21 protein-coding genes are annotated in these 21,362 nt (G+C 66.2%); 7 read left to right on the forward strand and 14 right to left on the reverse strand.

The window, feature by feature from the left end:
- Window positions 1–85 precede the first annotated feature (85 nt).
- Window positions 86–274: a hypothetical protein gene (locus tag VEIS_RS28675; protein ID WP_157048489.1), complete on the forward strand. Its 189-nt coding sequence runs from the start codon at window positions 86–88 to the stop codon at window positions 272–274.
- A 390-nt stretch (window positions 275–664) separates the two neighbouring features.
- Complete coding sequence (locus tag VEIS_RS12005; protein WP_011810202.1) at window positions 665–2,197, forward strand: MFS transporter; 1,533 nt, start codon at window positions 665–667, stop codon at window positions 2,195–2,197.
- A 38-nt stretch (window positions 2,198–2,235) separates the two neighbouring features.
- Here VEIS_RS12005 and VEIS_RS28680 read toward each other — a convergent pair whose 3' ends face one another.
- On the reverse strand, window positions 2,236–2,631 hold the full coding sequence (locus VEIS_RS28680) for a hypothetical protein (protein WP_157048490.1): 396 nt from the start codon (window positions 2,629–2,631) through the stop codon (window positions 2,236–2,238).
- An 85-nt stretch (window positions 2,632–2,716) separates the two neighbouring features.
- Between VEIS_RS28680 and VEIS_RS12015 the strand changes: the two genes are divergently transcribed.
- Window positions 2,717–3,652 carry a LysR substrate-binding domain-containing protein gene (locus VEIS_RS12015; protein WP_198137854.1) on the forward strand — a complete coding sequence of 312 codons (936 nt, stop codon included), beginning with the start codon at window positions 2,717–2,719 and terminating at the stop codon, window positions 3,650–3,652.
- On the opposite strand, the gene VEIS_RS12020 is transcribed toward VEIS_RS12015, so the two are convergent.
- From VEIS_RS12020 to gcvPA, 3 genes are all read right to left on the reverse strand, one after another.
- Window positions 3,613–4,410 carry an SDR family NAD(P)-dependent oxidoreductase gene (locus VEIS_RS12020; RefSeq protein WP_011810205.1) on the reverse strand — a complete coding sequence of 266 codons (798 nt, stop codon included), beginning with the start codon at window positions 4,408–4,410 and terminating at the stop codon, window positions 3,613–3,615. The two genes, VEIS_RS12015 and VEIS_RS12020, sit on opposite strands and share 40 nt — an antisense overlap.
- A 14-nt stretch (window positions 4,411–4,424) precedes the next feature.
- Entirely contained in the window at window positions 4,425–6,005 is a 1,581-nt protein-coding gene (gene gcvPB / locus VEIS_RS12025; RefSeq protein WP_049774069.1) for an aminomethyl-transferring glycine dehydrogenase subunit GcvPB, read from the reverse strand.
- Between the two features lie 104 nt (window positions 6,006–6,109).
- Window positions 6,110–7,501 carry an aminomethyl-transferring glycine dehydrogenase subunit GcvPA gene (gcvPA, locus tag VEIS_RS12030; protein WP_011810207.1) on the reverse strand — a complete coding sequence of 464 codons (1,392 nt, stop codon included), beginning with the start codon at window positions 7,499–7,501 and terminating at the stop codon, window positions 6,110–6,112.
- A gap of 302 nt (window positions 7,502–7,803) precedes the next feature.
- Between gcvPA and otnK the strand changes: the two genes are divergently transcribed.
- The 3 genes from otnK to otnI are packed head-to-tail and all read left to right on the forward strand — an operon-like array spanning window position 7,804 to window position 10,820.
- The gene (gene otnK / locus VEIS_RS12035) at window positions 7,804–9,075 is read left to right on the forward strand and encodes a 3-oxo-tetronate kinase (protein ID WP_011810208.1); all 1,272 of its coding nucleotides are present in this window, start codon (window positions 7,804–7,806) and stop codon (window positions 9,073–9,075) included.
- Window positions 9,072–9,965 (forward strand): class II aldolase/adducin family protein, encoded by an 894-nt coding sequence (locus VEIS_RS26150; protein ID WP_011810209.1) that lies wholly within the window; start codon window positions 9,072–9,074, stop codon window positions 9,963–9,965. Before otnK ends, VEIS_RS26150 begins: the two co-directional genes overlap by 4 nt.
- 54 nt (window positions 9,966–10,019) lie before the next feature.
- Entirely contained in the window at window positions 10,020–10,820 is an 801-nt protein-coding gene (gene otnI, locus VEIS_RS12045; RefSeq protein ID WP_011810210.1) for a 2-oxo-tetronate isomerase, read from the forward strand.
- 219 nt (window positions 10,821–11,039) lie between these two features.
- On the opposite strand, the gene VEIS_RS12050 is transcribed toward otnI, so the two are convergent.
- Entirely contained in the window at window positions 11,040–12,023 is a 984-nt protein-coding gene (locus VEIS_RS12050; protein ID WP_011810211.1) for a Bug family tripartite tricarboxylate transporter substrate binding protein, read from the reverse strand.
- Between the two features lie 55 nt (window positions 12,024–12,078).
- On the reverse strand, window positions 12,079–13,563 hold the full coding sequence (locus tag VEIS_RS12055; protein WP_011810212.1) for an amidase: 1,485 nt from the start codon (window positions 13,561–13,563) through the stop codon (window positions 12,079–12,081).
- Window positions 13,564–13,804: 241 nt separating this feature from the next.
- Between VEIS_RS12055 and nth the strand changes: the two genes are divergently transcribed.
- On the forward strand, window positions 13,805–14,443 hold the full coding sequence (gene nth / locus VEIS_RS12060; RefSeq protein ID WP_011810213.1) for an endonuclease III: 639 nt from the start codon (window positions 13,805–13,807) through the stop codon (window positions 14,441–14,443).
- Between the two features lie 75 nt (window positions 14,444–14,518).
- Here nth and VEIS_RS12065 read toward each other — a convergent pair whose 3' ends face one another.
- The 8 genes from VEIS_RS12065 to VEIS_RS12100 form a co-directional block, all read right to left on the reverse strand.
- A complete protein-coding gene (locus VEIS_RS12065) occupies window positions 14,519–14,920 on the reverse strand; it encodes a type II toxin-antitoxin system death-on-curing family toxin (protein WP_011810214.1) in 402 nt (133 codons plus the stop codon).
- The gene (locus VEIS_RS12070; protein WP_011810215.1) at window positions 14,917–15,141 is read right to left on the reverse strand and encodes an AbrB/MazE/SpoVT family DNA-binding domain-containing protein; all 225 of its coding nucleotides are present in this window, start codon (window positions 15,139–15,141) and stop codon (window positions 14,917–14,919) included. Before VEIS_RS12070 ends, VEIS_RS12065 begins: the two co-directional genes overlap by 4 nt.
- A gap of 163 nt (window positions 15,142–15,304) precedes the next feature.
- Window positions 15,305–16,057, reverse strand: a complete 753-nt coding sequence (locus tag VEIS_RS12075; RefSeq protein ID WP_011810216.1) for an aspartate/glutamate racemase family protein — start codon at window positions 16,055–16,057, stop codon at window positions 15,305–15,307.
- A 29-nt stretch (window positions 16,058–16,086) separates the two neighbouring features.
- Window positions 16,087–16,857, reverse strand: a complete 771-nt coding sequence (locus tag VEIS_RS12080) for a GntR family transcriptional regulator (RefSeq protein WP_011810217.1) — start codon at window positions 16,855–16,857, stop codon at window positions 16,087–16,089.
- Window positions 16,854–17,750, reverse strand: a complete 897-nt coding sequence (locus VEIS_RS12085; RefSeq protein ID WP_011810218.1) for an ABC transporter permease — start codon at window positions 17,748–17,750, stop codon at window positions 16,854–16,856. Before VEIS_RS12085 ends, VEIS_RS12080 begins: the two co-directional genes overlap by 4 nt.
- A 1-nt stretch (window position 17,751) precedes the next feature.
- Entirely contained in the window at window positions 17,752–18,663 is a 912-nt protein-coding gene (locus tag VEIS_RS12090; protein ID WP_011810219.1) for an ABC transporter permease, read from the reverse strand.
- Between the two features lie 186 nt (window positions 18,664–18,849).
- A complete protein-coding gene (locus tag VEIS_RS12095) occupies window positions 18,850–20,151 on the reverse strand; it encodes an ABC transporter substrate-binding protein (RefSeq protein ID WP_011810220.1) in 1,302 nt (433 codons plus the stop codon).
- 95 nt (window positions 20,152–20,246) lie between these two features.
- Window positions 20,247–21,317, reverse strand: coding sequence for an ABC transporter ATP-binding protein (locus VEIS_RS12100; protein WP_011810221.1), 1,071 nt, complete (start codon window positions 21,315–21,317; stop codon window positions 20,247–20,249).
- Window positions 21,318–21,362: the final 45 nt, after the last annotated feature.

Here is a 21,362-nt window from a genome sequence, read left to right on the forward strand (position 1 = left end):
TTCTCCCGACCCGCTCTTTGCGTAATGGATCCGCAGGTTCGAAACCAGTTTCGAGGGCGCGGGTGATGCAGGCGACCGGGCATGGTTGGCGGCCTGGATGCTGACACAGCGTCCCGATCTGTCCGAACACCTGGCTGCGGCGCAGGCGATGCGCCTTTTGATCGAACTGTTCGGCCTTGAGCGCCAGGGGCGCCACCACGACATCGTCGCGCGGCGCAAGGCGTTGCGCGGCCTTCAGCCCTCGTTGTACGCGGCGCACATGCAATCCCGCTGAGGAGACCCAAACGTGCTGAACGGGGGTTCGTTGCGTTCCAGATGCCGGCCCTGCCCCGGCCCGGACCATGACCCACCCGTCACGCGCCTGTCCAGCCTGGAGCGGCCTTCGCCGACCGCCGATGGAGGCAAATCGCCAACCCCGATCAAATGGCACCCCGGTGTGCACAAATGTCGTGTACAGTCGCCGGCGCGCATTGCATCGAACGATCGGCGGGATGCGAGCCATCCGAGGCCCATGCCGTGAGCGCTGCGGCCTCTTTTTCACCCATATCACCGGGGTATTCCCTTGCATGGCTTGATGGCCTGAGAAATTCAGCGACAGTTTGCATTATGGCCAGACTGTTCCGGAAGAGATGTTGCATCGCGCAGCAATGAATGAAGTCTTTGTGTGAATAAAATTGAAAAAATCAACCCCGGTACATCCGGCAATGCATTATTGGCCGTCATCTTGCTGGCCATTTTTGTTGTCCCCAGTTCAATTTCAGGTACGGCGCTTGCGTTGCCTGCGATCGGCATCGATCTTGGAGCGTCCATTGACAATTTACAGTGGGTCGTCAATGCCTTCAATTTGATGTTCGCTTGCTTCACCCTCACCTGGGGGGCGTTGGCAGACAAAATTGGGCATAAACGTTGCTTCTTGATGGGGTCCGTGCTCTATGCCATTGCTTCAGTATGCTCTGCGATGGCAAGCGACCCATTGTTTCTCGATTTGATGAGAGGACTTGCAGGAATAGGGGCTGCTGCCGTTTTTTCTTGCGGAATCTCCATCCTGTCCATTCAATTCGAAGGTGCGGCACGCATGCGTGCATTCGCATTTTTCGGAACGGTTGCCGGGTTGGGAGTAAGCCTCGGCCCTACATTGTCAGGAATCCTGTTGGGGTTCCATAGCTGGAATGCGATATTCTGGTTCCATGCCATTTCCTTGTCGATCGTCATTTTTGCCAGCTCTCTCATTCCGGCAGACAAGGCCCGCGCCCAGGCAACGAAAGGGTTCGATACCATAGGGGCCACACTGTTCATTTTCCTGTTGCTGGCCTTGATGATGGCAATAGTCCAGGCCCCGGTATGGGGTTGGGCCAACATGAAAATCATATCCTTGCTCATTGCCAGTGCTTTACTGCTGGCTGCATTCATCAAATACGAAACCCATCGGCAGCAGCCCGTGCTCGACCTGTCTTTGTTGCTCAACGGCAAATTTGTAGGGATGGCATTGGTGACCGTTGCGGTTTCATTCGGGTTTGTCACGTTGCTGACCTATTTGCCCACCTATCTGATGACCGTTCTTCACCTGTCGGCCACGCAAGCGGGTCTGAGCATGATTCTATTGACGTCGCCGATGCTTGTTTGTCCAATACTGGCGGGCAAATTGGCAACGAGGGGGGTCGATCCAGTCAATATCATCTACATCAGCCTTCTCAGCCTGCTTCTTGGGGTCGCAAGTCTGGCGCTTATCAGCCATCCCCGGATTCCTGTGCTTCTGTTATCGTTGCCGCTGCTCTTGGTGGGCATAGGAATGGGCTTGTCTGCCGGCTTGGTGGATGGGCTGGCGCTGAAATTCGTGCCCGAAGAAAAAACCGGAATGGCAGCCGGAGTTGTCAACACCTTCAGGCTGGGCAGCGAGGCCATTGCTGTCGCACTGTATGGCGCCTTTCTTTCCACTGTCCTGGAGCTGGGCCTCAAAGATGTCTTGCACCCTTTTGCTGGCGAAACGGGGGTTGCAAAAACATGGATCGACAAACTTGCAGCAGGCGACATCAACTTCCCTCTCCAGGCCGTTGCATCAGACAAGGCAGATGCGCTGAAAATCATTCTTGAAAATGGTTATAACGGTTCATTTCACTATACGCTTTGGGCTATCAGCATCATTCTTGTTGGATTGATGGTGGCAATTTACAAATTGATCCATTCGGGCAAGGATTGAGTGCGAACGTGGTGGCATTGGGCCTGGCCGCCAGCGCCTTATCGTGCCCGTTTGCCGGCTGCGTCGTCTGCGCCCAACGACTCGAAGCGCGCCTTTTTGCCGCCGATCAGAATGAGAATGCCTTGGCTGTTCAGGTCTTTCGTGGCCAGACGCACACCGTGTTCCCGGTCTTTGCCATGGTGCGTGGATGGACCCGACAGGGGGTCCGCATGACCGATCTCGACGACGACGATTTCTTCGGCATGGGTCAGACCACGGATGGCCAAAAGAATGGCGACGCCAGCTATTGGAAGGGCTATTGGAAGGTGTTTTTTCATCGATGCCTCCAATGCTTCGAATATGGAATGCACAATAGCCACAGGCTTGGACATTGAAATACCGATAGAGCTTTCCGGCAAGTGAGGAAAATTATTTCCTGCATGACTTGGTCTCATGGTCAAATTCATCCAGGCCCCCGGCAGCGCACAGCCTGCGCACAGGCAGCGTACCGGTGGCCGCATGCATCTACCGTGGCAAGCCATGCGCAAAAACCTTCACCACCTGAATGCACTGCGCAGCTTTGAGGCAGCGGCACGCCAGTTGTCATTCACGAATGCGGCGCATGAGTTGTGCGTTACCCAAGCTGCGATCAGCCATCAGATCCGCGCGCTGGAACAAAGCCTGGGCACGCAACTGTTCGAGCGCAGGCCCAGGCAGGTGCGGCTGACGGTGGCGGGCGAGCAGTTGCTGGCGGTGCTGTCGGATAGTTTCGATGGCATCGAGCGGGTTCTGGCGAGTCTGGGCAACCCGCAGGTGAGCACTTTGCAATTGGCGGTGACGCCGACTTTTTCGAGCAAATGGCTGATGCCGCGCTTGCCGCGCTTCATCGATCGCCATCCCGACATCGAACTGCACCTGCACCATACGGCGCAGGCCGATGTGCTCACCCGGGGCCAGGTGGACATGGCCGTGATCTGGACCACCCGGCCGCCGCCACGGCTGTGGGCCCGGCGCTTGTTCGGAACGGCGCTGACGCCGGTCTGCTCCCCCGCTCTGGAGCGCCCGGAGCATCCGCTGAGCCAGCCCTCGGCCGTCTGCCACTACCCGCTGCTGCACGAAGATGGCCCTCAGGACTGGCAGCGCTGGCTGACCCATGTGGGGCTATCGGTGCGCGCGACCCGGCGTGGCTTGGTGATCGACGACAGCAACGCCTTGCTGACAGCCGCCATGGCCGGCCGTGGCATTGCGCTGGGGCGCTTGGCGCTGATCGCCGATGACCTGCGCTCGGGGCGGCTGGTGCGGCCGTTCGCACAGACCATCGAGGCCGAGGGCGCTTACTGGCTGATAGCACAGCCGAGCATGGTCGCGCAGCCACGGTTCCAGTCGTTGGCGCAATTCCTGATGGATAGCCAGGGCGATCCGGACGCAGCGCCGGCTCAACCGGAGCCGGCCAGCCCGCCGCCGTCGACGACATAGGCCGATCCGGTCACGAACGAGGACCGATCGCTGGCCAAAAACAGCACCACCTGGGCAATTTCCTCGGCCCGCCCCACACGCATCAATGGCCGGGAATTGCCGGCCAGCACCAGGGCCGTCTCGGGCAAACCCAATTGCCGCGCTTCGTCGCGCAGCATGGCCGTGTCGGTATCGCCGGGGCAGACGCTGTTGACGCGGATCCGCTGCGGCCCGTGGTCGAGCGCCATCGCGCGCGTCATGTTGACGACGGCTCCTTTGGCTGCACAGTAGGACACGGCATCCCGGCCGCCGACCAGACCCCAGCCGGAGCCGGCGTTGATGATGCTGCCCCCGCCTTGCTCCGCCATCACGGGCACCGCCTGCCGGCTCATCAGGAAGATCGACTTGACGTTGACGGCCATCACCGCGTCCCAATCGGCCTCGCTGGTATCGACGACGTTGGCGCGGCAGGTGATGCCGGCGTTGTTGAACAGCACATCGAGGCGCGCGAAATGCCGCAGCGTTTGCTGCACTGCGCGTGCGCAATCGGCCGCTTGCGCCACATCGGCCTGAACGAACAGCGCCTGAGCGCCGGCCTGTTCGATGGCGCGCACCGTGGCCTGCCCGCCTTCGGGGTCCAGGTCGCAGACCACGATCTGCGCGCCTTCAGTGGCAAACAGCAGCGCCGTGGCGCGGCCAATGCCGGAGCCTGCGCCGGTGATCAGGGCGACCTTGCCGGCAACTTCGCCTGGCGCTTGCGGGGTCGGGGTGTTGGGCATCGGTTTCGTTCCTGTCAACGCGCGCCATGCTCGGCCAGCTTGCGCCGCCAGGCGCGCCAGGTCATGGCCCACTGCCGGGGGTCTTCAAGGTATTTGGTGTCGACCCGGCGGGTGGGGCAGCGGTGCGGCGCGCTGGTCACCGTCTGCGGTGTGCTGCGTGCTTCATCGGCAATGTGGGCCATGATTTGCACGAATTCGTCGAGATCGGCGCGTGAATAGGCCTCGGTGGGTTCGATGGTGGCAGGTTCCGCAACGATGTAGGGGTGGTGGCTGGTCCAGTAATGCACGCCGTAGTCGGCGGCGCGCAGGCCGATGTCTTCGGCATGCACGCCGGTTTCTTCCGATAGTTCGCGCCAGCTGTAGCGCACCTGTTCGATGCGGCTTTTGCCGTTGGCATACGGGGCGCTGAGCCCCTTGATCTGCAATAGCTGGCGCATAACGTAGTTGTTGTTCAGCACCGCCACTTCGGCGACTTCGCGCAGACCGTCGGCCCCCAGATTCATGACCCAGGCGTAGGCCCGCAGCACGATGCTGGCCGCCCCCATGAAGGCCGCCACTTTGCCGATCGAGGTTTTCTCATCGGTCTGGAGGCGGTAGCGTTGCCCGTCCTTGACGATGCGTGGATGGGGGAGAAACGGGGCCAGGGCTTGCGTGACGGCGCATGCGCCGACGGCGGGGCCGCCGCAGGCATGGGGCGTGGCAAAGGTCTTGTGCAGATTGAAGTGGCACAGATCGAAACCGGCATCACGCGCGCGCGTGATGCCCAGCAGGCCATTGGCGTTGGCCTGGTCATAGCAGGCCAAGGCTCCGACATCATGCGCAGCTTGCACGAATTGGGCGATGCGCGGATTGAAGATGCCGGTATCTTCCGGGTTGGTGATCACCAACGCAGCGGTGCGCGGCCCGACGGCGGCCTGCATCGCGGCCAGGTCCGGGTAGCCATCGGCATCCGGGTACAGCGTAATGACCTTGTAGCCCACGACCTTGGCGCAGGCCGCGTCCGAGGGGTGGGAGAAGATGGTGGTGATGATTTCGTCACGCTGACCGGCTTCGCCACGGGCCTCGAACCAGGCGCGGACCATCGCGATATTGGCGTAAATGGCCTGCGATCCCGAGCGCGGCTGCAAACTGACCGCATCCATGCCCGAGACCTCCTCGATGACATGCTCCATCTCGTGCATCACCTGCAGCATGCCTTGCACCGTCGATTCATCCTGCAGCGGATGCAGTTGGCTGATGCGCTCATCGCGTGCCAGTTGCTCGTTGATCTTGGGGTTGTACTTCATCGTGCAGGTGCCTTGCCCGATATCGACGTTCAGGTCGGCCCCCAGGGTTTCCTGGGACAGGCGCAAGTAATGGCGCAGCACCCGGTTCTGGCTCAGTTGCGGCAATGCGGGCGCCTGGGCACGGCGCATGCCGGGCGGCAATGGGGCGGCTGCGGTGGCGGCGATCGCCGGTTCCACCTCGGGCAGCAGCAGCGCGCGTTCGCCCGGCTGGCTGAGCTCGAAAATCACCGGCTCGTCCCAGCGCGCCTGGTGGTAGCGGCGCAAATGGGGCTGGCCCCGGGTGAAGCGGGCGGCAGAGATATCTTGCATCGGCTCTTTCCTCATTTCTTTCCTCATTTCATGCCCAAATCATCCGTGCACTTCGTCGGCCTCGCGTTCACGAACGATGGGGAAATGGAATCGTCTGGCGCCGGTCATGGGCGGGTGACCAGTGCCAGGGTCTGCACGAGGGTGTCGATATCGGCCTGGCTGTGCAACTCGGTGAATGCGTACAGACCCGCCTGGCCGAGTTGCGGGAACAGGCCGGACAGGTCGTGGCCGCCGAAGATGGCGTGTTCGCGCAGCAGCGCGTTGATCGTCGCCACGCTGCGGCCCGTGGCGTTGAAATCGACGACGAATTCCTTGAAATGGGCGCTGCCCGGATGCGCCAGGCGCACACCGGGGATGGCGGCGATCTGCGCGCGGGCATAGGCCACGCGCTGCAAGATGCCCTCGCCCAGTTCGGCCATGCCTTGCGGGCCCATGCTGGCCAGGTACACGCCTGCGGTAATGCCCCACAGCGCGGCGGCCGTGCCGACGAACTCGTTGCCGTTTTCCCGCTTGTCGAACGAGGTGCGCTGATAAGCCACATCGCCAAAGCCATATTGGCCCGGTACTTCGGTGGGGGCGATGCCGAACAGGCGCGACGGGTACTGCATGACCAGTGCCGGCTCGTCGCGCGTGGCGATGAAGCCGCCATGGCCGCCGCCGTAGTTCATGTGCATGCCCAGGGTCTGTATGTCGCCGCAGACGATATCGGCGCCATAGTCGCCCGGCGCGGTCAGCACCCCCAGACTGCCGGGGTCGACCCCCACGACCAGCAGCGCGCCGGATGCATGCACCAGGCGCGCCAGCGCCGGGCCGTCCTCGATCGCACCAAAGTAGTTCGGATTGTCGATGCAGACCGCCGCCACATCAGGGCCCAACTGCGCTGCCAATGCGCTTTGATCGATCGATCCGGTCACGGCATCGAATGCGAAACTGTCAAAGACGATCGTGCTGCGGCCATAGGTGCGGATGTGCGAGCACTTGTCCGGGCTGAGGTTGCCGGCGAGCAAGACGCGCTGGCGGCCGGTGTATCGCGCGGCCATGCAGCAGGCGGTTGCCGCCGCTTGCAGGCCATCGTAGGTGGGGATGCTGACCACATCGAGATGGAGCAACTCGCCCATCATCGAGCAGTATTCCCACAGGGCCTGGAAGCGGCCATGGTCCTCATAAGGCTCGCCCGCATAGGCGGTCAGGAACTCGCTGCGGCCGTTGATCTCGTCGCAGATGGCGGGCACATGGTGCTGGTAGCAGCCACCGCCCAAGAAGCTCAAGACCTCGCTGCAGGGCCGGTTGCGCGCCAGCAGGCCCTGCACATGGCGCTTGAGCCTGGCCTCCGACAGCAGCGGCGCTGGCAGGTTCATGGCCCGGGGGGCACGCAGCGCGGCCGGAATATCGGCGTAAAAGTCGTCGATGGACCGGGCGCCGGTGGCCGCCAGCATCGCGGCTTTGACTTGCGGCACGGAGTTGGGGATGTAGGGGTAGACGGTTTTCGGGTGCACGGCGTTGGCCCTGGATGTCGGTTGGTGTCGGTTGGTGTCGGTTGGCGTCGGTTGATGTCATCGCGTGTCAGGACTTCGTGGGCCGGCCCGATTACACGAGGGCCTGGCGCGGCCTGCAACTGATCAATTCTCAGGGGGTCGATGAGCGGTGCTCATGCATCGCAGCGGGGGTGGGGCAAAATGGGCCACCTATGTCCCTGAAGGAGCGCGTCCATGACTTGCCGGCGTTGTGCCAACACGGGTGACGGCGCCGTGGGCCCCATCCTCGCCGGCATTGCCCTGCCCGCAGGCCAGGAGCAGGCATGAGTCGCTTGTCGCTGGGCTGCATCGCTGACGACTTCACCGGCGCCACCGACCTGGCGAACAACCTGGCGCGCGCCGGCATGCGCGTGCTCCAGACCATCGGCGTGCCCGGCGCTGCGCCGGACACCGAGGCCGACGCCATCGTGGTGGCCCTCAAGTCCCGCACCATCGCGGCCAGCGTGGCCGTTGCCCGGTCGCTGGCCGCGCTGCAATGGCTGCGGGCGCAGGGCGCGCAGCAGATCTATTTCAAATACTGCTCCACCTTCGACAGCACGGCCCAGGGCAATATCGGCCCGGTGACCGAGGCGCTGATGCAGGCCCTGGGCAGCGACTTTTGCATCGCCACCCCGGCCTTCCCGGACAACCAGCGCACCGTGTTCAACGGCTACCTGTTCGTGGGCGAGCGTCTGCTGAACGAAAGCGGCATGCAAAACCACCCGCTCACCCCGATGACCGACCCGAACCTGGTGCGCGTGCTGCAGGCACAAACGACGCACCCCGTGGGGCTGATCGATTACCGCGTGGTCGTCCAGGGCGAGGCCGCGATCCGGGCGCGCATGGCCGCGCTCCGGGCCGACGGTGTGCGCATTGCCGTGGCCGATGCCGTCTGCAACGCCGACCTGCTGCGCCTGGGCGCGGCCCTCAAGGGCATGCCGCTGGTCACCGCAGGCTCTGGCCTGGCCATCGGCCTGCCCGGCAACTTTGGCCTGGCGCCGGGCAACGAGGCCGACCGCCTGCCCGCAGCGCAGGGCCTGCAGGCCATCGTGTCGGGCAGTTGCTCGGTGGCGACCAACCAGCAGGTGATGGACTTCATCGCTGCGGGCAAGCCGGCGCTGGCCATCGACCCGCTGCGCATTGCCTCGGGCATGGACATGGTCGCCGAGGCCCTGGCCTGGGCCGATGCGCATATCGCCCATGGCCCGGTGCTGCTGTACTCCAGCGCCGAGCCGTCGGCCGTGCGCGCCATCCAGGGCCGGTTGGGCAGCGACCAGGCCGGGGCACTGGTCGAGGCCACGCTGGCCGCGATCGCGTGCGCTCTGGTGCAGCGCGGCGTGCGCCAACTGATCGTGGCCGGCGGCGAAACCTCGGGCGCCTGCGTGCAGGCCCTGGGCATAGCGCAGTTGCGCATTGGCGCACAGATAGACCCCGGCGTGCCCTGGTGCCATGCGCGGTCGCCCCTGGCGCCCGAGGGCCTGCACATCGCGCTCAAGTCAGGTAACTTTGGCCGCAGCGACTTCTTTCGCGCGGCGTTTGCCCGATTGCCGGCATGAACCAGCGCCCGGAATCACCGGACGGCGACGAACGGCAAGCCCGGGCGGAGATCTGCCGTGTGGGCCGCCGCCTGTTCGGGCGCGGCGACGGGCACGCCAGCGCCGGCAACATCGGCGTGCGGCTGGCCGATGACTGCCTGATCACGCCCACCGACGCCTGCCCGGGCACGCCCGCGCCCGAGCGCCTGGCCCGGTTCGATGCCCGGGGCCGGCAACTGTCTGGCGCTCGCGCCAGCAAGGCCATTGCGCTGCACCGCCACCTCTGCGCCGTCTGCGCCGCGTCGGCCAGCACCGCCGCGCCTGCGTGCTGCGTCATCCATACCCACAGCACAAGCCTGGTGTCGCGTCATCGGTCAGATGTCGTAGGCTGCGCGCAGCCATCGGAGCGCAGCGCCAGGCGCAGCGCGCAGCCCATACCGAGCGTATTGGCAAGCGATGCAACGCCGCGATGCGCTCCGATGGCCAGCGCAGACCGACAGATGATCGGTGACTCGACACGGGTGTCCTGCTCGTTGCCAAGCGATGCGGCGGCAGACGGGCCGCTGGCGCCGGATGCGCAACTGCGCGCGCCGATCACGCCCTGCTTCGTGATGAAGCTGGGCCGCGTGCCCCCTATTCCCTATCACCGCCCGGGCGCGCCCGAGGCCGCCAAGGCGGTGGCGCAGACCACCGCGCGCGACACGCCCCCAGGCCGCCCGATCCGGGCCGTGATGCTGGCGCGCCTGGCGCCCAATGTCTGGCACGACAACCCCGCCGCCGCGATGGCCGCGCTCGAAGCACGGGAAGAAACCGCGCGCCCGTGGCTGCCGTGCCAGCCCCGCCATGCCCCGACCCCGCCGACCGGGCCGCGCATTGCAGAACTGCGCCAGACCTTTGGCGCCCATCGGTAAACCATGTAAATCATGCAAACCATGTAAACCCCGCAGACCACGGAAGACCCCCCCATGCCCCGCTTTGCCGCCAACCTCTCGATGCTCTACAACGAGGTAGAGTTTTTGCACCGCTTTGCCGCCGCTGCCGACGATGGTTTCAAGGCGGTGGAATACCTGTTTCCCTACAGCCACCCCGCGCAAGAACTGGCTGCGCGCCTGCGCGCCCACGGCTTGCAGCAGGTGCTCTTCAATGCCCCGGCCGGCCGCTGGGACGCTGGCGAGCGCGGCCTGGCCTGCCTGCCAGGGCGCCAGGCCGAGTTTCACGCAGCGCTGGAGCAGGCCCTGGCCTACGCCCAGGTGCTCGAATGCCCCCGCATCCATGTGATGGCCGGCCTGGTGCCGCAGGGCGTGGACGCCGCCACCGTGCGCGCCACCTATGTCGCCAATCTGCGCCACGCTGCCAAGCAGGCCGCGCCGCAGGGCATCGACATCCTGCTGGAGCCCATCAATGGCCGTGACATGCCCGGCTTCTTCCTGAGCCGCCAAGACCAGGCCCATGCCTTGGTCGCCGAGATCGGTGCCGCCAACGTCAAGGTGCAGATGGACCTGTACCACGCCCAGATCGTCGAGGGCGACCTGGCGACGAAGTTGCGCCAGTACCTGCCCACAGGCCGCATTGCCCATATCCAGATCGCCGGCGTGCCCGAGCGCCATGAACCGGACGTGGGCGAGATCAACCACAGCTACCTGTTCCAACTGCTCGACCAAGAGGGCTACGACGGCTGGATCGGCTGCGAATACCGCCCCAGCCGTGGCGCTGTAGCGCAGGCCACGTCCGATGGACTGGGCTGGATCAGGCCCTGGTTGAAGTGACGTCCTGAAGTGACACCCTGAAGCGACACCCATTGGCGCGGCGGTGCGCCGGCCGCCTTCCGTCATCGGGTATCGTTTTTGCCGCTGCCCCGATGACTGCTCCGCCCGGGTGTCCTGCTGCGGCCCGGAAAGCAGTGCGGGCATTTCTGACGGCACTACGGCGCCGGTATCGAGGCGGCGGCGGCTTGCCGTTCGGGCCTCGGTGGCGCTGTCGGGCCATCAATCTTCCCGGATGCCGGCGCGCGCAGCCACGGCGCGCATCATGGGCAGTTCGCGCTGCACGCGCTCGCGCAGGGCCGCGCCGTTGCCCCAGGCCGGGGTCAGGCCCAGGTCCTGCATTTTCTTTTTCAGCGCCGCCGAGGCCATGGTGTCGGCCAGCGCTTTTTCCAGCTTGCCGAGCACCGGCGCGGGCAGGTCCGCAGGCCCGACGAAGAGGAACCAGGCACTCATGTCCAGGCCCGGGTAGCCGCTCTCGGCCACGGTGGGCACCTGGGGCAGGCGCAGCAGGCGCTGCGACCCGAGCGTGGCGATGGGCTTGATCTTGCCGGCCTCGATCAGCGGGGTGGATGCCACCACCGTGTCCAGCGCCAACTGCACCTGCCCGCCCATCAATGCGGTCAGGTTCGGTGCGCTGCCGTTGAAGGGCACATGCAGCATCTGAATGCCCGCCGCAGATTGGAGCATCTCGGCGCCAAAGTGCGTCGCCGAGCCGGTGCCGAGCGAGCCATACGAGAGTTGCCCGGGCGCGGCCCTGGCCTGGGCCACGATGTCGGCCAGCGTGCTGCCCGGCATGTCGCTGCGGACCACCAGCAGCAGCCCCATGTCGGCCACCAGGCCGATCGTCGTGAAGCTGCGCACCGGGTCATACGGCAGTCGGGAGCGGATGACCGGGCTCAGCGTGAGCGTGGTGTTGGAGCCCAGCAGCAGGGTGTAACCGTCTGGCGCAGCCTTGGCCACGGCGGATGCGGCCACCACCGTGCTCGCGCCGGGTCTGTTCTCCACCACCATCGGCTGCCCCAGGTGCTCGCCCATTGCCGCGGCCAGCAGGCGCCCCAGGATGTCGGTGGCGCCGCCGGGCGCATAGGGCACGACGAGCTTGATCGGCCGGTCGGGGTAGGTCTGGGCCAGCGCCGCGCCGGGTGCCGTCAGCGCCAACGCCAGCGCGCAGGCCAAAAGACCGGATACACGGCGGGAGCGCAGCATCGGCGGGGGCTCGTATCTTCCGGGGCGGGCGACGGGCGCGGCGGCTCGAATCCCGTCAATCCGACCGGGCCAACAGCGGGCTGGGCACGCGCGCATGGCCGCTGGCCTGGTCGTAAGCATGGCCGATCTGCAGCAACGCGGCATCGGTCTGCGCCGGGCCGATGATTTGCAGGCCCGCCGGCAGCCCCGCATCGGCGCCAGACCCGAAGCCCGCAGGCACCGACAGCGCCGGCAGGCCGGCCATGGTGGCGGGCACCACGACCTGCATCCAGCGGTGGTAGCTGTCCATGGCCCGCCCGCCGATAGCGTGGGGCCAGTCCAGGGCCGCGTCGAACGGGAACGATTGCGCAGCGGGCAGCAGCAGAAAATCAAAGGTCTCGAACAGGCCGCGCAGCGCCTGGTACCAGGCCGAGCGCACACAGGCCGCGTCGTACACCTGCAGGGCCGCAAGGCGCATGCCGCGCTCTATCTCCCACACCATCTCGGGCTTGAGCAGCGCGCGCGTGGCGCTGTCGCGGTACAGGGCTGCATGGGCGCCGGCCAGGCTGAAGCTGCGCAGGTCGATCCAGGCGCGCCAGAGTTGCTCCATGTCGAACGCGGGCAGCACCGAATCCACCGTGCAACCCAGGGTGCGCAAATGCGCGAGCGCCTGCTCGCAGGTGGCCAGCAGGCCGGGCGCGGTGGGCAGGTGGCCGCCCAGATCGCCCAGCCAGCCGATGCGCGTGCCGTTGAAATCGCGCTCCAGCGGCTGGCCGAAGGCGGCCAGATCCTCATGCCGGCGCGTCAGCGGCAGGCGCGCATCGAAACCCGCCTGCACCGACAGCAGCAGCGCCAGGTCGGGGATGTTGCGCGCCATCGGGCCGGTCACGCTGAACTGCTGGAAGAACACCTCTTGCGTCGGCCCATGCGGCACCAGGCCGAACGAGGTGCGCAGGCCATAGACATTGTTGAACGCTGCCGGCGTGCGCAGCGAGCCCATCATGTCCGAGCCGTCGGCCACCGGCAGCATGTGCAGCGCCACGGCCACGGCGGCGCCGCCGCTGCTGCCACCGGCCGAGCGGCCGGGGTCGAAGGCATTGCGCGTGGTGCCGTACACCGGGTTGTAGGTGTGGCCGCCCAGGCCGAACTCGGGCGAGTTGCTGCGGCCTATGAAGAGCGCGCCGCTGGCCCGCATGCGCTCGTACACCACCGCGTCGGCGGGCGAGACCTGGCCGGCAAAAATGGGCGAGCCGCAACTGGTGACCATGCCGGCGGCGGGCATGATGTCCTTGGGCGCCTGCACCATGCCGTGCAGCGGGCCCAGGCTCTGGCCCCTGGCCAGTTGCGCATCGCGCTCGAGCGCCAAGCGCTGCAGCGCATCGCGCTCGACCAGCGCCACCAGGGCGTTGACCACGGGGTTCAGGCGATCGATCTGGGCCAGGTAGGCTTGCAGCACCTCCACGCACGAGACCTCGCGTGCATGGATCGCGCGCGACAGGCTGGTGGCCGTGTGGGCCACGATGCCGCTGGGGGCGGCATGGGTTTTTCGGGTCATGGGCATGGCGGTGGGCGCTGTGGCCGGTGTCGTGGTGGGCGGATCGTACCGGCCATCGGCACACCCCGGCATAGGTGAAACGCTGCCACGGCGCTTTCGGCGCCGCTCCCCGAAGCGCTTTCGGTGCCGGCCCGCCAAGCCGCTCCTGCCGATCGACGGGGCCGGTGCAGCGGCTGGCCAGACCCGCCCTCAGCCACTACCATCGGCATGGCCCTGCGCCCCCAATACCCCATGCCCCCATGCCCCCATGCAACGAGAATCCATAGCCCCCTTCTTCGCCGCGCTGCAAGCGGCCAACCCCACGCCCGGCACCGAGCTGGAATACACCAGCGTGTTCGAGCTATTGACCGCCGTGCTGCTATCGGCCCAGGCCACCGATGTCGGCGTGAACAAGGCCACGCGTCGGCTGTTTGCGGTGGCGAACACGCCGCAGGCGATGCTGGACCTGGGCTTGGCCGGCCTGGAAAGCCATATCCGCACCATTGGCCTGTACAAAAGCAAGGCGCGCCACCTGCTGCACAGTTGCCGCATCCTTGTCGAGCACCATGGCGGCGTGGTGCCGCGCACGCGCGAGGCTTTGCAGACCCTGCCCGGCGTGGGCCGCAAGACGGCCAATGTGGTGCTGAACGTGGCCTTCGGCGAGCCGACGATGGCGGTGGACAGGCATATCTTTCGCGTCAGCAACCGCACCGGCCTGGCCCCGGGCAAGAACCCGCTGGCGGTGGAGCTGCAACTCCTGCAGCGCGTGCCGCAGACCTGCGCGGTCGACGCGCACCACTGGCTGATCCTGCTGGGCCGCTATGTGTGCCAGGCCCGCAAACCCCGCTGCCAGCAATGCCTGGTGGCCGCCTACTGCGACTTCAGGGCCAACACGCTGGCGCAGTGACGGGCGGTGTGACGGCGCATCGTCACCGGGCCGGCATCGACGGGGCAGCGTCTCGGCACTTTGCCGGCCGGCCGGCTATTGCGGCCTGGGGGCCAGATACGCGCGCAACCAGGAGGCAAAGGCATCCTCAGGGATATCGCCTGCGGCGACGGCCAGCATGGTGAGCGTGGCGTCGGCCTGGTCGGCCTGCAAGCGAGATCCGTTCAGGTAGAGAAACAGGCCGACCGCCAGAAACGCAGCGCGCTTGTTGCCGTCGACAAAGGGATGGTTTTTCGCGATGCCGACCCCGTAGCTGGCCGCCAATGCGGCGGTATCCGGCGGCTGGCTGGCATCCGCATAGGCCGCGAGGTTCTGCGGCCTCATCAGCGCAGACTCCAGCAACCCTTCATCGCGCATGCCCTCGCGCCCACCATGGGTGGCCAGGCTATCGCCATGCAGCAACATCAGCGCCTGTTGGCTGACCCAGCGCCAGTTCATTGGGCCAACTGATGGAAGCTGTCACGAAAATCATGCATGAACTCGCGCCCGGCCTTGATTTGTTCTTCCAACGCCGGGTCGTATGGCGTGAGCGCATAGCCATCGGGCGTTTCCGTCAGAAAAACCGACTCGCCCTTGCCCAGCTTCATGCGTGCCAGGACTTCCTTGGGCAGAACGACACCGACGGAGTTTCCGATCCGGGTGAGTTTGAGCATATGCACAGGATGGTTCCCGAGTAGTAATGGAAAGAGGCGAGGAAAGAGGCGATGGCGGCGGTCGGCACTCTGCCGGCCAGCCAGGCACCGGACTGCCCCCGAGTCATGACGGGCGTGATGCTAGGCCCTGCGCCTGCCGGCGTCAAACCGGCATTCAGGCCAGCGGCATTCAGGCGCCCAGCAGCGCCATTTCCTGCGACAAGCCGGTCCACGCCACATCGAAGCCCGGCGTCTGGCGCTGTGCTGGCGCCGGGTGGGCATGCAGCGCCCAGTGCGCGCCCGCCAGCACGCTGTCGATCACCGGCACACCCGATACGCCCAGCATGGCCAACTGCGATTGCACGGCGGCGGCCATGCCGGCCATGCCGGCGCCGCCAAGAATCACCGCCTGCACCCCCAACTGCCGCACGGCGTCGCGGCAGGCCGGGGCCAGCAGCGCGTGCGCGGCCACGGGGTCGGCCGCCAACTGCGCGCCGGTGGCGGTCACGGTATGGATGCCCGCCAGCGCCTGGGTCTGGCCCAGGGCCTGCGCCAGGCGTTGCAGCATCGGGCCCCAGCGCTGGCCGCCGGTGACGATGGCATAGCGGCCGTGGCGCGCGGCCTCCACGAAGGAGGCTTCGGCCAGCCCGGTCACGGGCACGGGGCTGCTCTCGCGCAGCGCCATCAGGCCCGGGTCGCCAAAGCAGCCTATGAGCACGGCATCGGGCCGGGGTCGGGATTGCGCCAGGTCGTGCGCCCAGGCGTCGAGCGCCGCATGGGCCGCCACGGCGTAGCTGGCCTCGCAGGCGATGTAGGGCGCGCCAAACCGCGCGGTGACCGTGCGCACCGCCACATGCAGCCCTGCGGCGGCCTGCACATGCTGCTGCAGTAGCGCGCTGACATGGGCCGAGGTGTTGGGATTGATGACGAGCAATTGGCGCATGGCGGGGTGTCAGATGGGTGCGGGAAATCTCAGGCGCTGCCGCCCAGCAGGCGGACCAGGTCCGGGGCCTGGGCGGCCGGCGGGGTGAATTCCAATTGTGCCGCGATGCGCGCCAGATGCGCCAGCATCAGGCGCGCGGCCGCGCGCGCGTCGCGCAGCCGGATCGCGTCGACCAGCGCCCGGTGCTCGCGGCACCCGCAGGCCGTGGCTCGTTCGCGCTCGCGCGCCTGGCCGGGACTGTAGGTCATCAGGATCAGCGAAGTGCGCGACACCAGTTCGCGCAGTATGCGCCCCAGCGTCTGCTGGCCCGCCACCTGCGCAATGCGCAGATGAAAGTCGCCCGACAGGCGGATCGCGCGGCGCATGTCGCCGCTGGCGCAGGCGGCCTCTTCGTCATCGATACAGGCGCGCAGCGCGGCGATGTCCGCCGCCGCGGCATTGGCAATGAACAGCTCGACCAGGCGCGGCTCCAGCAATCGGCGGGCCTCGAACACCTCCCGTGCCTCCTGCGGCGTGGGCTGGGCAATCGACGCGCCCCGGCGGGGCGTGAGCGTGACCACCTGCTCATTGGCCAGCCGCACCAGCACCGGCCGCACACGGGTGCGCGAAACGCCGAACGCCGTGGCCAGCCGGTCTTCGACCAACTTGGTGCCGGGCGGCAGACGGTGCTCCAAAATGGCCGACACCATGCGCTCGTACATGTCGTTGTCGCTGAGCAAGCCCGCTGTGTCTGCTGCGGGCGGCGCATCGGGCGGGGGCTTTGGGGCGCGCACGGGCCGGGTGGTTTTTGCGCTCGTCATCGGGATGCTCTGGTGCGTGCCTTGCGCCTGCGCTCGAGCAGCCAGACCAGCGCCAGCGTGATGCCCATCACCAGCAGCGACACCACCGTGGTCAGCGTGCCCAGCGCGTAGATCGCGGGCGTGGTCACCGTGCTGGTCAGGCCCTGCAACTCCAGCGGCAGCGTGTTCACCTCGCCGATGGCCTGCGAGGTGCGGGCGATCTCGTCCCAACTGAGCGTGAAGCCGAACATGGCGATGCCCACCACCGAAGGCGCGATCAGCGGCAGCACCACATGCGCGAAGCCCTGCCAGGGTGTCGCGCCCAGGTCGCGCGCGGCTTCTTCGTAGGCCGGGTTGAAGCGGTTGAACACGGCAAACATGATCAGCAGGCCGAATGGCAGCGTCCAGGTCAGGTGCGCGCCCAGTGCCGAACTGAACAGTCCGAGCGCCGTGCCATAGTTTTGCCGCGCGCTTTCCATGCCCAGCCATTGCAGCGCAGACTGAATGCCGCTGTCGATCAGCCGGAACTCCAGCCCTATGCCCAGCGACACGATGATTGACGGCATGATCAGGCTGGCCACGGCGATGAAAAGCAGCACAGCGCCGCCCGCCAGCCGCTTGCGAAACGCCAGCCCGGCCAGCACCGACAGCAGCACGGTGCACAGCATCACCACGGCACCCAGGGCCAGCGAGCGCCACAGCGCCGCCGCGATGTCGACCACGCCCAGCCCTTCGGCCAGTTGGTAAAACCAGTGCAGCGACAGGCCGCGCATCGGGAAAGTCAGCCCGCCCTCGGGGCCTTGCAGGCTCAGCATGAAGATCACCAGCATCGGCCCGTACATGAACAGCACGAACAGGCCAAAGACCATGGCCAGGGGCCAGAAACCGGCGGGGCGCGATGGGCGCGCAGACATGTCATAACTCCTTGCGGATATCGACCCAGCGGGTCAGGCCGTAAATGATCATCAGCACCACGGCCAGCAGGATCACCGCATTCGCCGCTGCCAGCGGGAACTGCAGGTAGGAGGCCTGCACCTGGATGATCTTGCCGACCGACGCGATCTGCTGGCCGCCCATCACGCCGATGGTGACGAAGTCGCCCATGACGATGGTGATGACGAAGATCGAGCCGATGATGACGCCGGTGCGCGAGAGCGGAATGATCACGTTCCACAAGGTTTGCCAGCCGCTGGCGCCGCTGTCGCTGGCGGCCTCGATCAGGCTGCGGTCTATGCGCATCATGCTGTTGAAGATCGGCACGATCATGAACATGGTGTACAGGTGGACGAAGGCCAGCACCACGGAAAAGTCGGAAAACAGCAGCCATTCGACGGGCGCATCGACCAGCCCCAGACCGACCAGCGCCTGGTTCACCAGACCGTTGCGCCCGAGCAGCGGCACCCACGAGATCATGCGGATCACGTTGGAGGTCCAAAACGGGATCGTGCACAGCACGAACAGCAGCGTTTGCAGGCCCGGGGAGCGCACATGAAAAGCCAGGAAATAGGCCACGGCAAAACCGGTCACCAGCGTGATCAGCCACACCAGGGCGCAGAATTTGAGCGTCGAGCCGTAGGTCTTGAGCGTCACGCACAGGTCGGACGCATCCGCGCAGCCGGCGAAGATCGACCGGTAGTTCTTGCCGGTGAAGCCCGGCAGTAGTTCATATTCATTGAAGTCCCAGAAACTGACCATCACGATCAGCGCCAGCGGAAGCAGAAAGAACAGCAGGAACACCAGCGCGAACGGCGCCGCCTGCCACCAGGGGGCGATGCGCCGCCCGGGGGCTGCGCCGGGGGGCAAGGGCGGTGCGTGGGGGGTGCTCATGGGAGTGCCTTCGGGCGGCCGGGCGGCGATAGATGGAATACCTTCGCCTTCGGCTGCGGTATGAGCGCCTTCGGGCGGCCGGGCGGCGCTCATGGCGTTTCGCAACGCCCGGTCAAAGCGCCCGGGGCAGTCGGGCAAGCGCCCCGCAATGGGCAGCAGCGGGTCGGGCATGGCAACGGACGGCCCTCATGCCGCGACAAACTCATTCCACTTTTGCACCATGTAGTTGTTCTCGTCCATCAGTGCGTTCCAGCAGGCAATGGCACCCATGCGCGCCTCGTAGCTGCCGCCGTCGCGCACCGAGCCGGCCTTGGCCAGCAGTTCGCCATGGGGGTTTTTGATGTCCTGCGCGGCGGGCTTGCCCAGCATCCAATAGTCCCATTCGTAGGCTTGCATCCGGGACCGGGCGCTTTCCAGCACCGCGCTGTAGTAGCCCTGGCGGTTCAGGTAGGCGCCGGCCCAGCCGTCCAGGAACCAGTTGATGAACTCATAGGCGCCATCGAGCTTCTTGCCCGACAGCGTGGCCGGCAGACCAAAGCCTGCGGCCCAGGCCCGGTAGCCCTCTTTGAGGGGTTGGAAGTTGCAGGCGATGCCCTTGGTGCGCACGGCGGTCACGGCCGGGCTCCACATCGACTGGATCACCACCTCGCCCGAAGTCATCAGGTTCACCGACTCGTTGAAGTCCTTCCACAGCGCGCGAAACTGGCCCTGCTTCTTGGCCTCGATCAGGGTCTTGATCGTCAGATCGATCTCCTTTTGGGTCATGTTGCCCTTGTCGGGGTACTTGTAGATGCCCATGGCCTCGACCACCATGGCCGCGTCCATGATGCCGATCGAGGGGATGTTCAGCAGCGCCGTCCGGCCCTTGAACTCGGGGTTGAGCAGTTCGGCCCAGGAGTCGATCGGGCGCCCGATCAGGTCGGGCCGGATGCCCAGCGTGTCGGCGTTGTACACGGTGGGGATCAGCGACATGTACTGCGTGGGCGCGGCGGCGAATTTCCTGGACTTCTCGCCTTCCAGGTAGATCACCTTCTTGGGGGCCGTGCCCTGCTCGCCGACGGCCTTGCCCGCCACCATGCCGGTGGTAAACAGCGTGGTGATCTTGTCGGCGTTTTTGATGCGCCGGCTGTCGATGCCCCTGAGATTGCCGGTCGGAACGATCTTCTTGAGCGAGAAGAACTCGGTGTCGATCAGGTCGAAGCTGTTGGGCGCGGTGACGGCGCGCTTGCTCACATCGTCGGTGGTCACGGCCACGTACTGGATGGCTATGCCGGTGTCGGCCTGGAACCTCTGGGCAATCGCCTTGTCCTGGTTCACCGCCGTGCCCAGATAGCGCAGCACGATTTTTTCCTGCGCATGGACGGCCGGCAACGCCGCAGCGGCCACCATGCCCGTCATGCCCGCGAGCAGCCGGCGGCGCGGCACACCGCGGGCCTCGGAAGCGACGGCGGGGGAATCGGCATGGGTGTCGGCATGGGTGTCGGACATGGGAGAACTCCTGGGGTTGCGCAAAAAGGGCGAAGAAAAAAGGGCGAAGAAAAAAGGGTGAAGAAAGGGGGGGTGAAGAAAAGGCGCTGCCGCGATCAGGCGTCATGCAATGCAGTCGCCGCCCGGGCCGGCGGACGCAGCGGATGGGCCTGCCCGGCGCTCCAGTGCAGTTGCACCGCCTGCCCCACCGGGTAAGGGCGCGCGGCAAACGCCGCCTCGGACAGCATCACCGAGTACGCCGCCGTGTCGTTGGCCGACAGGGCCAGGCCCTGCTGTTGCAGGCCCAGCAGCACATGGCTGCCCTGGTACTCGACATCGGTCACCACGGCCTGCATGCGCTGCGCATCCCGGGGCAGATCGGCCTCGGCGGGCGCCAATTGCAGGTGGTCGGCGCGCACGCCCACCAAGCCTGCGGGCGTGTCGATCACGTTGTGCCCGCCCATGAAGCGCGCCACGAACTCGTTGGCCGGCCGGTTGTAGACCTCGTGCGGCGTGCCTGCCTGCTCGATCACGCCGTGGTTCATCACCACCATGGTGTCGGCCAGGGCCATGGCCTCTTGCTGCGAGTGCGTCACATGGATGAAGGTCAGGCCCAGCTCCTGTTGCCAGCGGCGCAGTTCGGCCCGCATCTGGCTGCGCAGAAACGGGTCGAGCGCCGACAGCGGCTCGTCGAGCAACAGCACGCGCGGGCGGGTGATCAGCGCGCGGGCCAGGGCCACGCGCTGCTGCTGTCCGCCCGACAACTGTGCCGGCTTGCGCTCGGCCAGATGCCCCATGGCCACGCGCCCGAGCAGATCGCGCGCCCGGGCTTGGCGCTCGGCCCGGCCCAGGCCCTGCATCTTCAGGCTGAAAGCCACATTGTCCAGCGCCGACAGGTGCGGGAACAGCGCAAAGCTCTGAAACATCATGGCCGTGCCGCGCGCAGCGGCGGGCAGGTCGGTGATGTCGCGCTCATCGAGCAGGATGCTCCCGCTGCTCACCGACTCATGCCCGGCAATCATGCGCAGCGTGGTGCTCTTGCCGCAGCCCGAAGGGCCCAGCAGACAGCAGTAGCTGCCGCTGGCAATGCGCAGGTCGATGGCATCGACCGCCGGCTTGCCCGGGGCATAGCGTTTGGTCAGCGCGCTCAGTTCAATGGCTGCAGGGGCGGTGGTCTGGGCTGGCATGCCATGGCTCCATACAAGTCCCATGCCAGATTTTGTACACAGTGC

This window comes from Verminephrobacter eiseniae EF01-2 (assembly GCF_000015565.1).
Taxonomy (GTDB): Bacteria; Pseudomonadota; Gammaproteobacteria; order Burkholderiales; family Burkholderiaceae_C; genus Acidovorax; species Acidovorax eiseniae.

What these genes read in the sequence shown, in the direction of transcription:
- VEIS_RS28680 (WP_157048490.1), bottom strand. Translation starts at nt 2,631, where the DNA reads ATGAGACCAAGTCATGCAGGAAATAATTTTCCTCACTTGCCGGAAAGC.
- VEIS_RS12015 (WP_198137854.1), top strand. Translation starts at nt 2,717, where the DNA reads ATGCGCAAAAACCTTCACCACCTGAATGCACTGCGCAGCTTTGAGGCA.
- VEIS_RS12020 (WP_011810205.1), bottom strand. Translation starts at nt 4,410, where the DNA reads ATGCCCAACACCCCGACCCCGCAAGCGCCAGGCGAAGTTGCCGGCAAG.
- gcvPB (WP_049774069.1), bottom strand. Translation starts at nt 6,005, where the DNA reads ATGCAAGATATCTCTGCCGCCCGCTTCACCCGGGGCCAGCCCCATTTG.
- otnK (WP_011810208.1), top strand. Translation starts at nt 7,804, where the DNA reads ATGAGTCGCTTGTCGCTGGGCTGCATCGCTGACGACTTCACCGGCGCC.
- VEIS_RS26150 (WP_011810209.1), top strand. Translation starts at nt 9,072, where the DNA reads ATGAACCAGCGCCCGGAATCACCGGACGGCGACGAACGGCAAGCCCGG.
- otnI (WP_011810210.1), top strand. Translation starts at nt 10,020, where the DNA reads ATGCCCCGCTTTGCCGCCAACCTCTCGATGCTCTACAACGAGGTAGAG.
- VEIS_RS12050 (WP_011810211.1), bottom strand. Translation starts at nt 12,023, where the DNA reads ATGCTGCGCTCCCGCCGTGTATCCGGTCTTTTGGCCTGCGCGCTGGCG.
- VEIS_RS12055 (WP_011810212.1), bottom strand. Translation starts at nt 13,563, where the DNA reads ATGCCCATGACCCGAAAAACCCATGCCGCCCCCAGCGGCATCGTGGCC.
- nth (WP_011810213.1), top strand. Translation starts at nt 13,805, where the DNA reads ATGCAACGAGAATCCATAGCCCCCTTCTTCGCCGCGCTGCAAGCGGCC.
- VEIS_RS12065 (WP_011810214.1), bottom strand. Translation starts at nt 14,920, where the DNA reads ATGAACTGGCGCTGGGTCAGCCAACAGGCGCTGATGTTGCTGCATGGC.
- VEIS_RS12075 (WP_011810216.1), bottom strand. Translation starts at nt 16,057, where the DNA reads ATGCGCCAATTGCTCGTCATCAATCCCAACACCTCGGCCCATGTCAGC.
- VEIS_RS12080 (WP_011810217.1), bottom strand. Translation starts at nt 16,857, where the DNA reads ATGACGAGCGCAAAAACCACCCGGCCCGTGCGCGCCCCAAAGCCCCCG.
- VEIS_RS12085 (WP_011810218.1), bottom strand. Translation starts at nt 17,750, where the DNA reads ATGTCTGCGCGCCCATCGCGCCCCGCCGGTTTCTGGCCCCTGGCCATG.
- VEIS_RS12090 (WP_011810219.1), bottom strand. Translation starts at nt 18,663, where the DNA reads ATGAGCACCCCCCACGCACCGCCCTTGCCCCCCGGCGCAGCCCCCGGG.
- VEIS_RS12095 (WP_011810220.1), bottom strand. Translation starts at nt 20,151, where the DNA reads ATGTCCGACACCCATGCCGACACCCATGCCGATTCCCCCGCCGTCGCT.
- VEIS_RS12100 (WP_011810221.1), bottom strand. Translation starts at nt 21,317, where the DNA reads ATGCCAGCCCAGACCACCGCCCCTGCAGCCATTGAACTGAGCGCGCTG.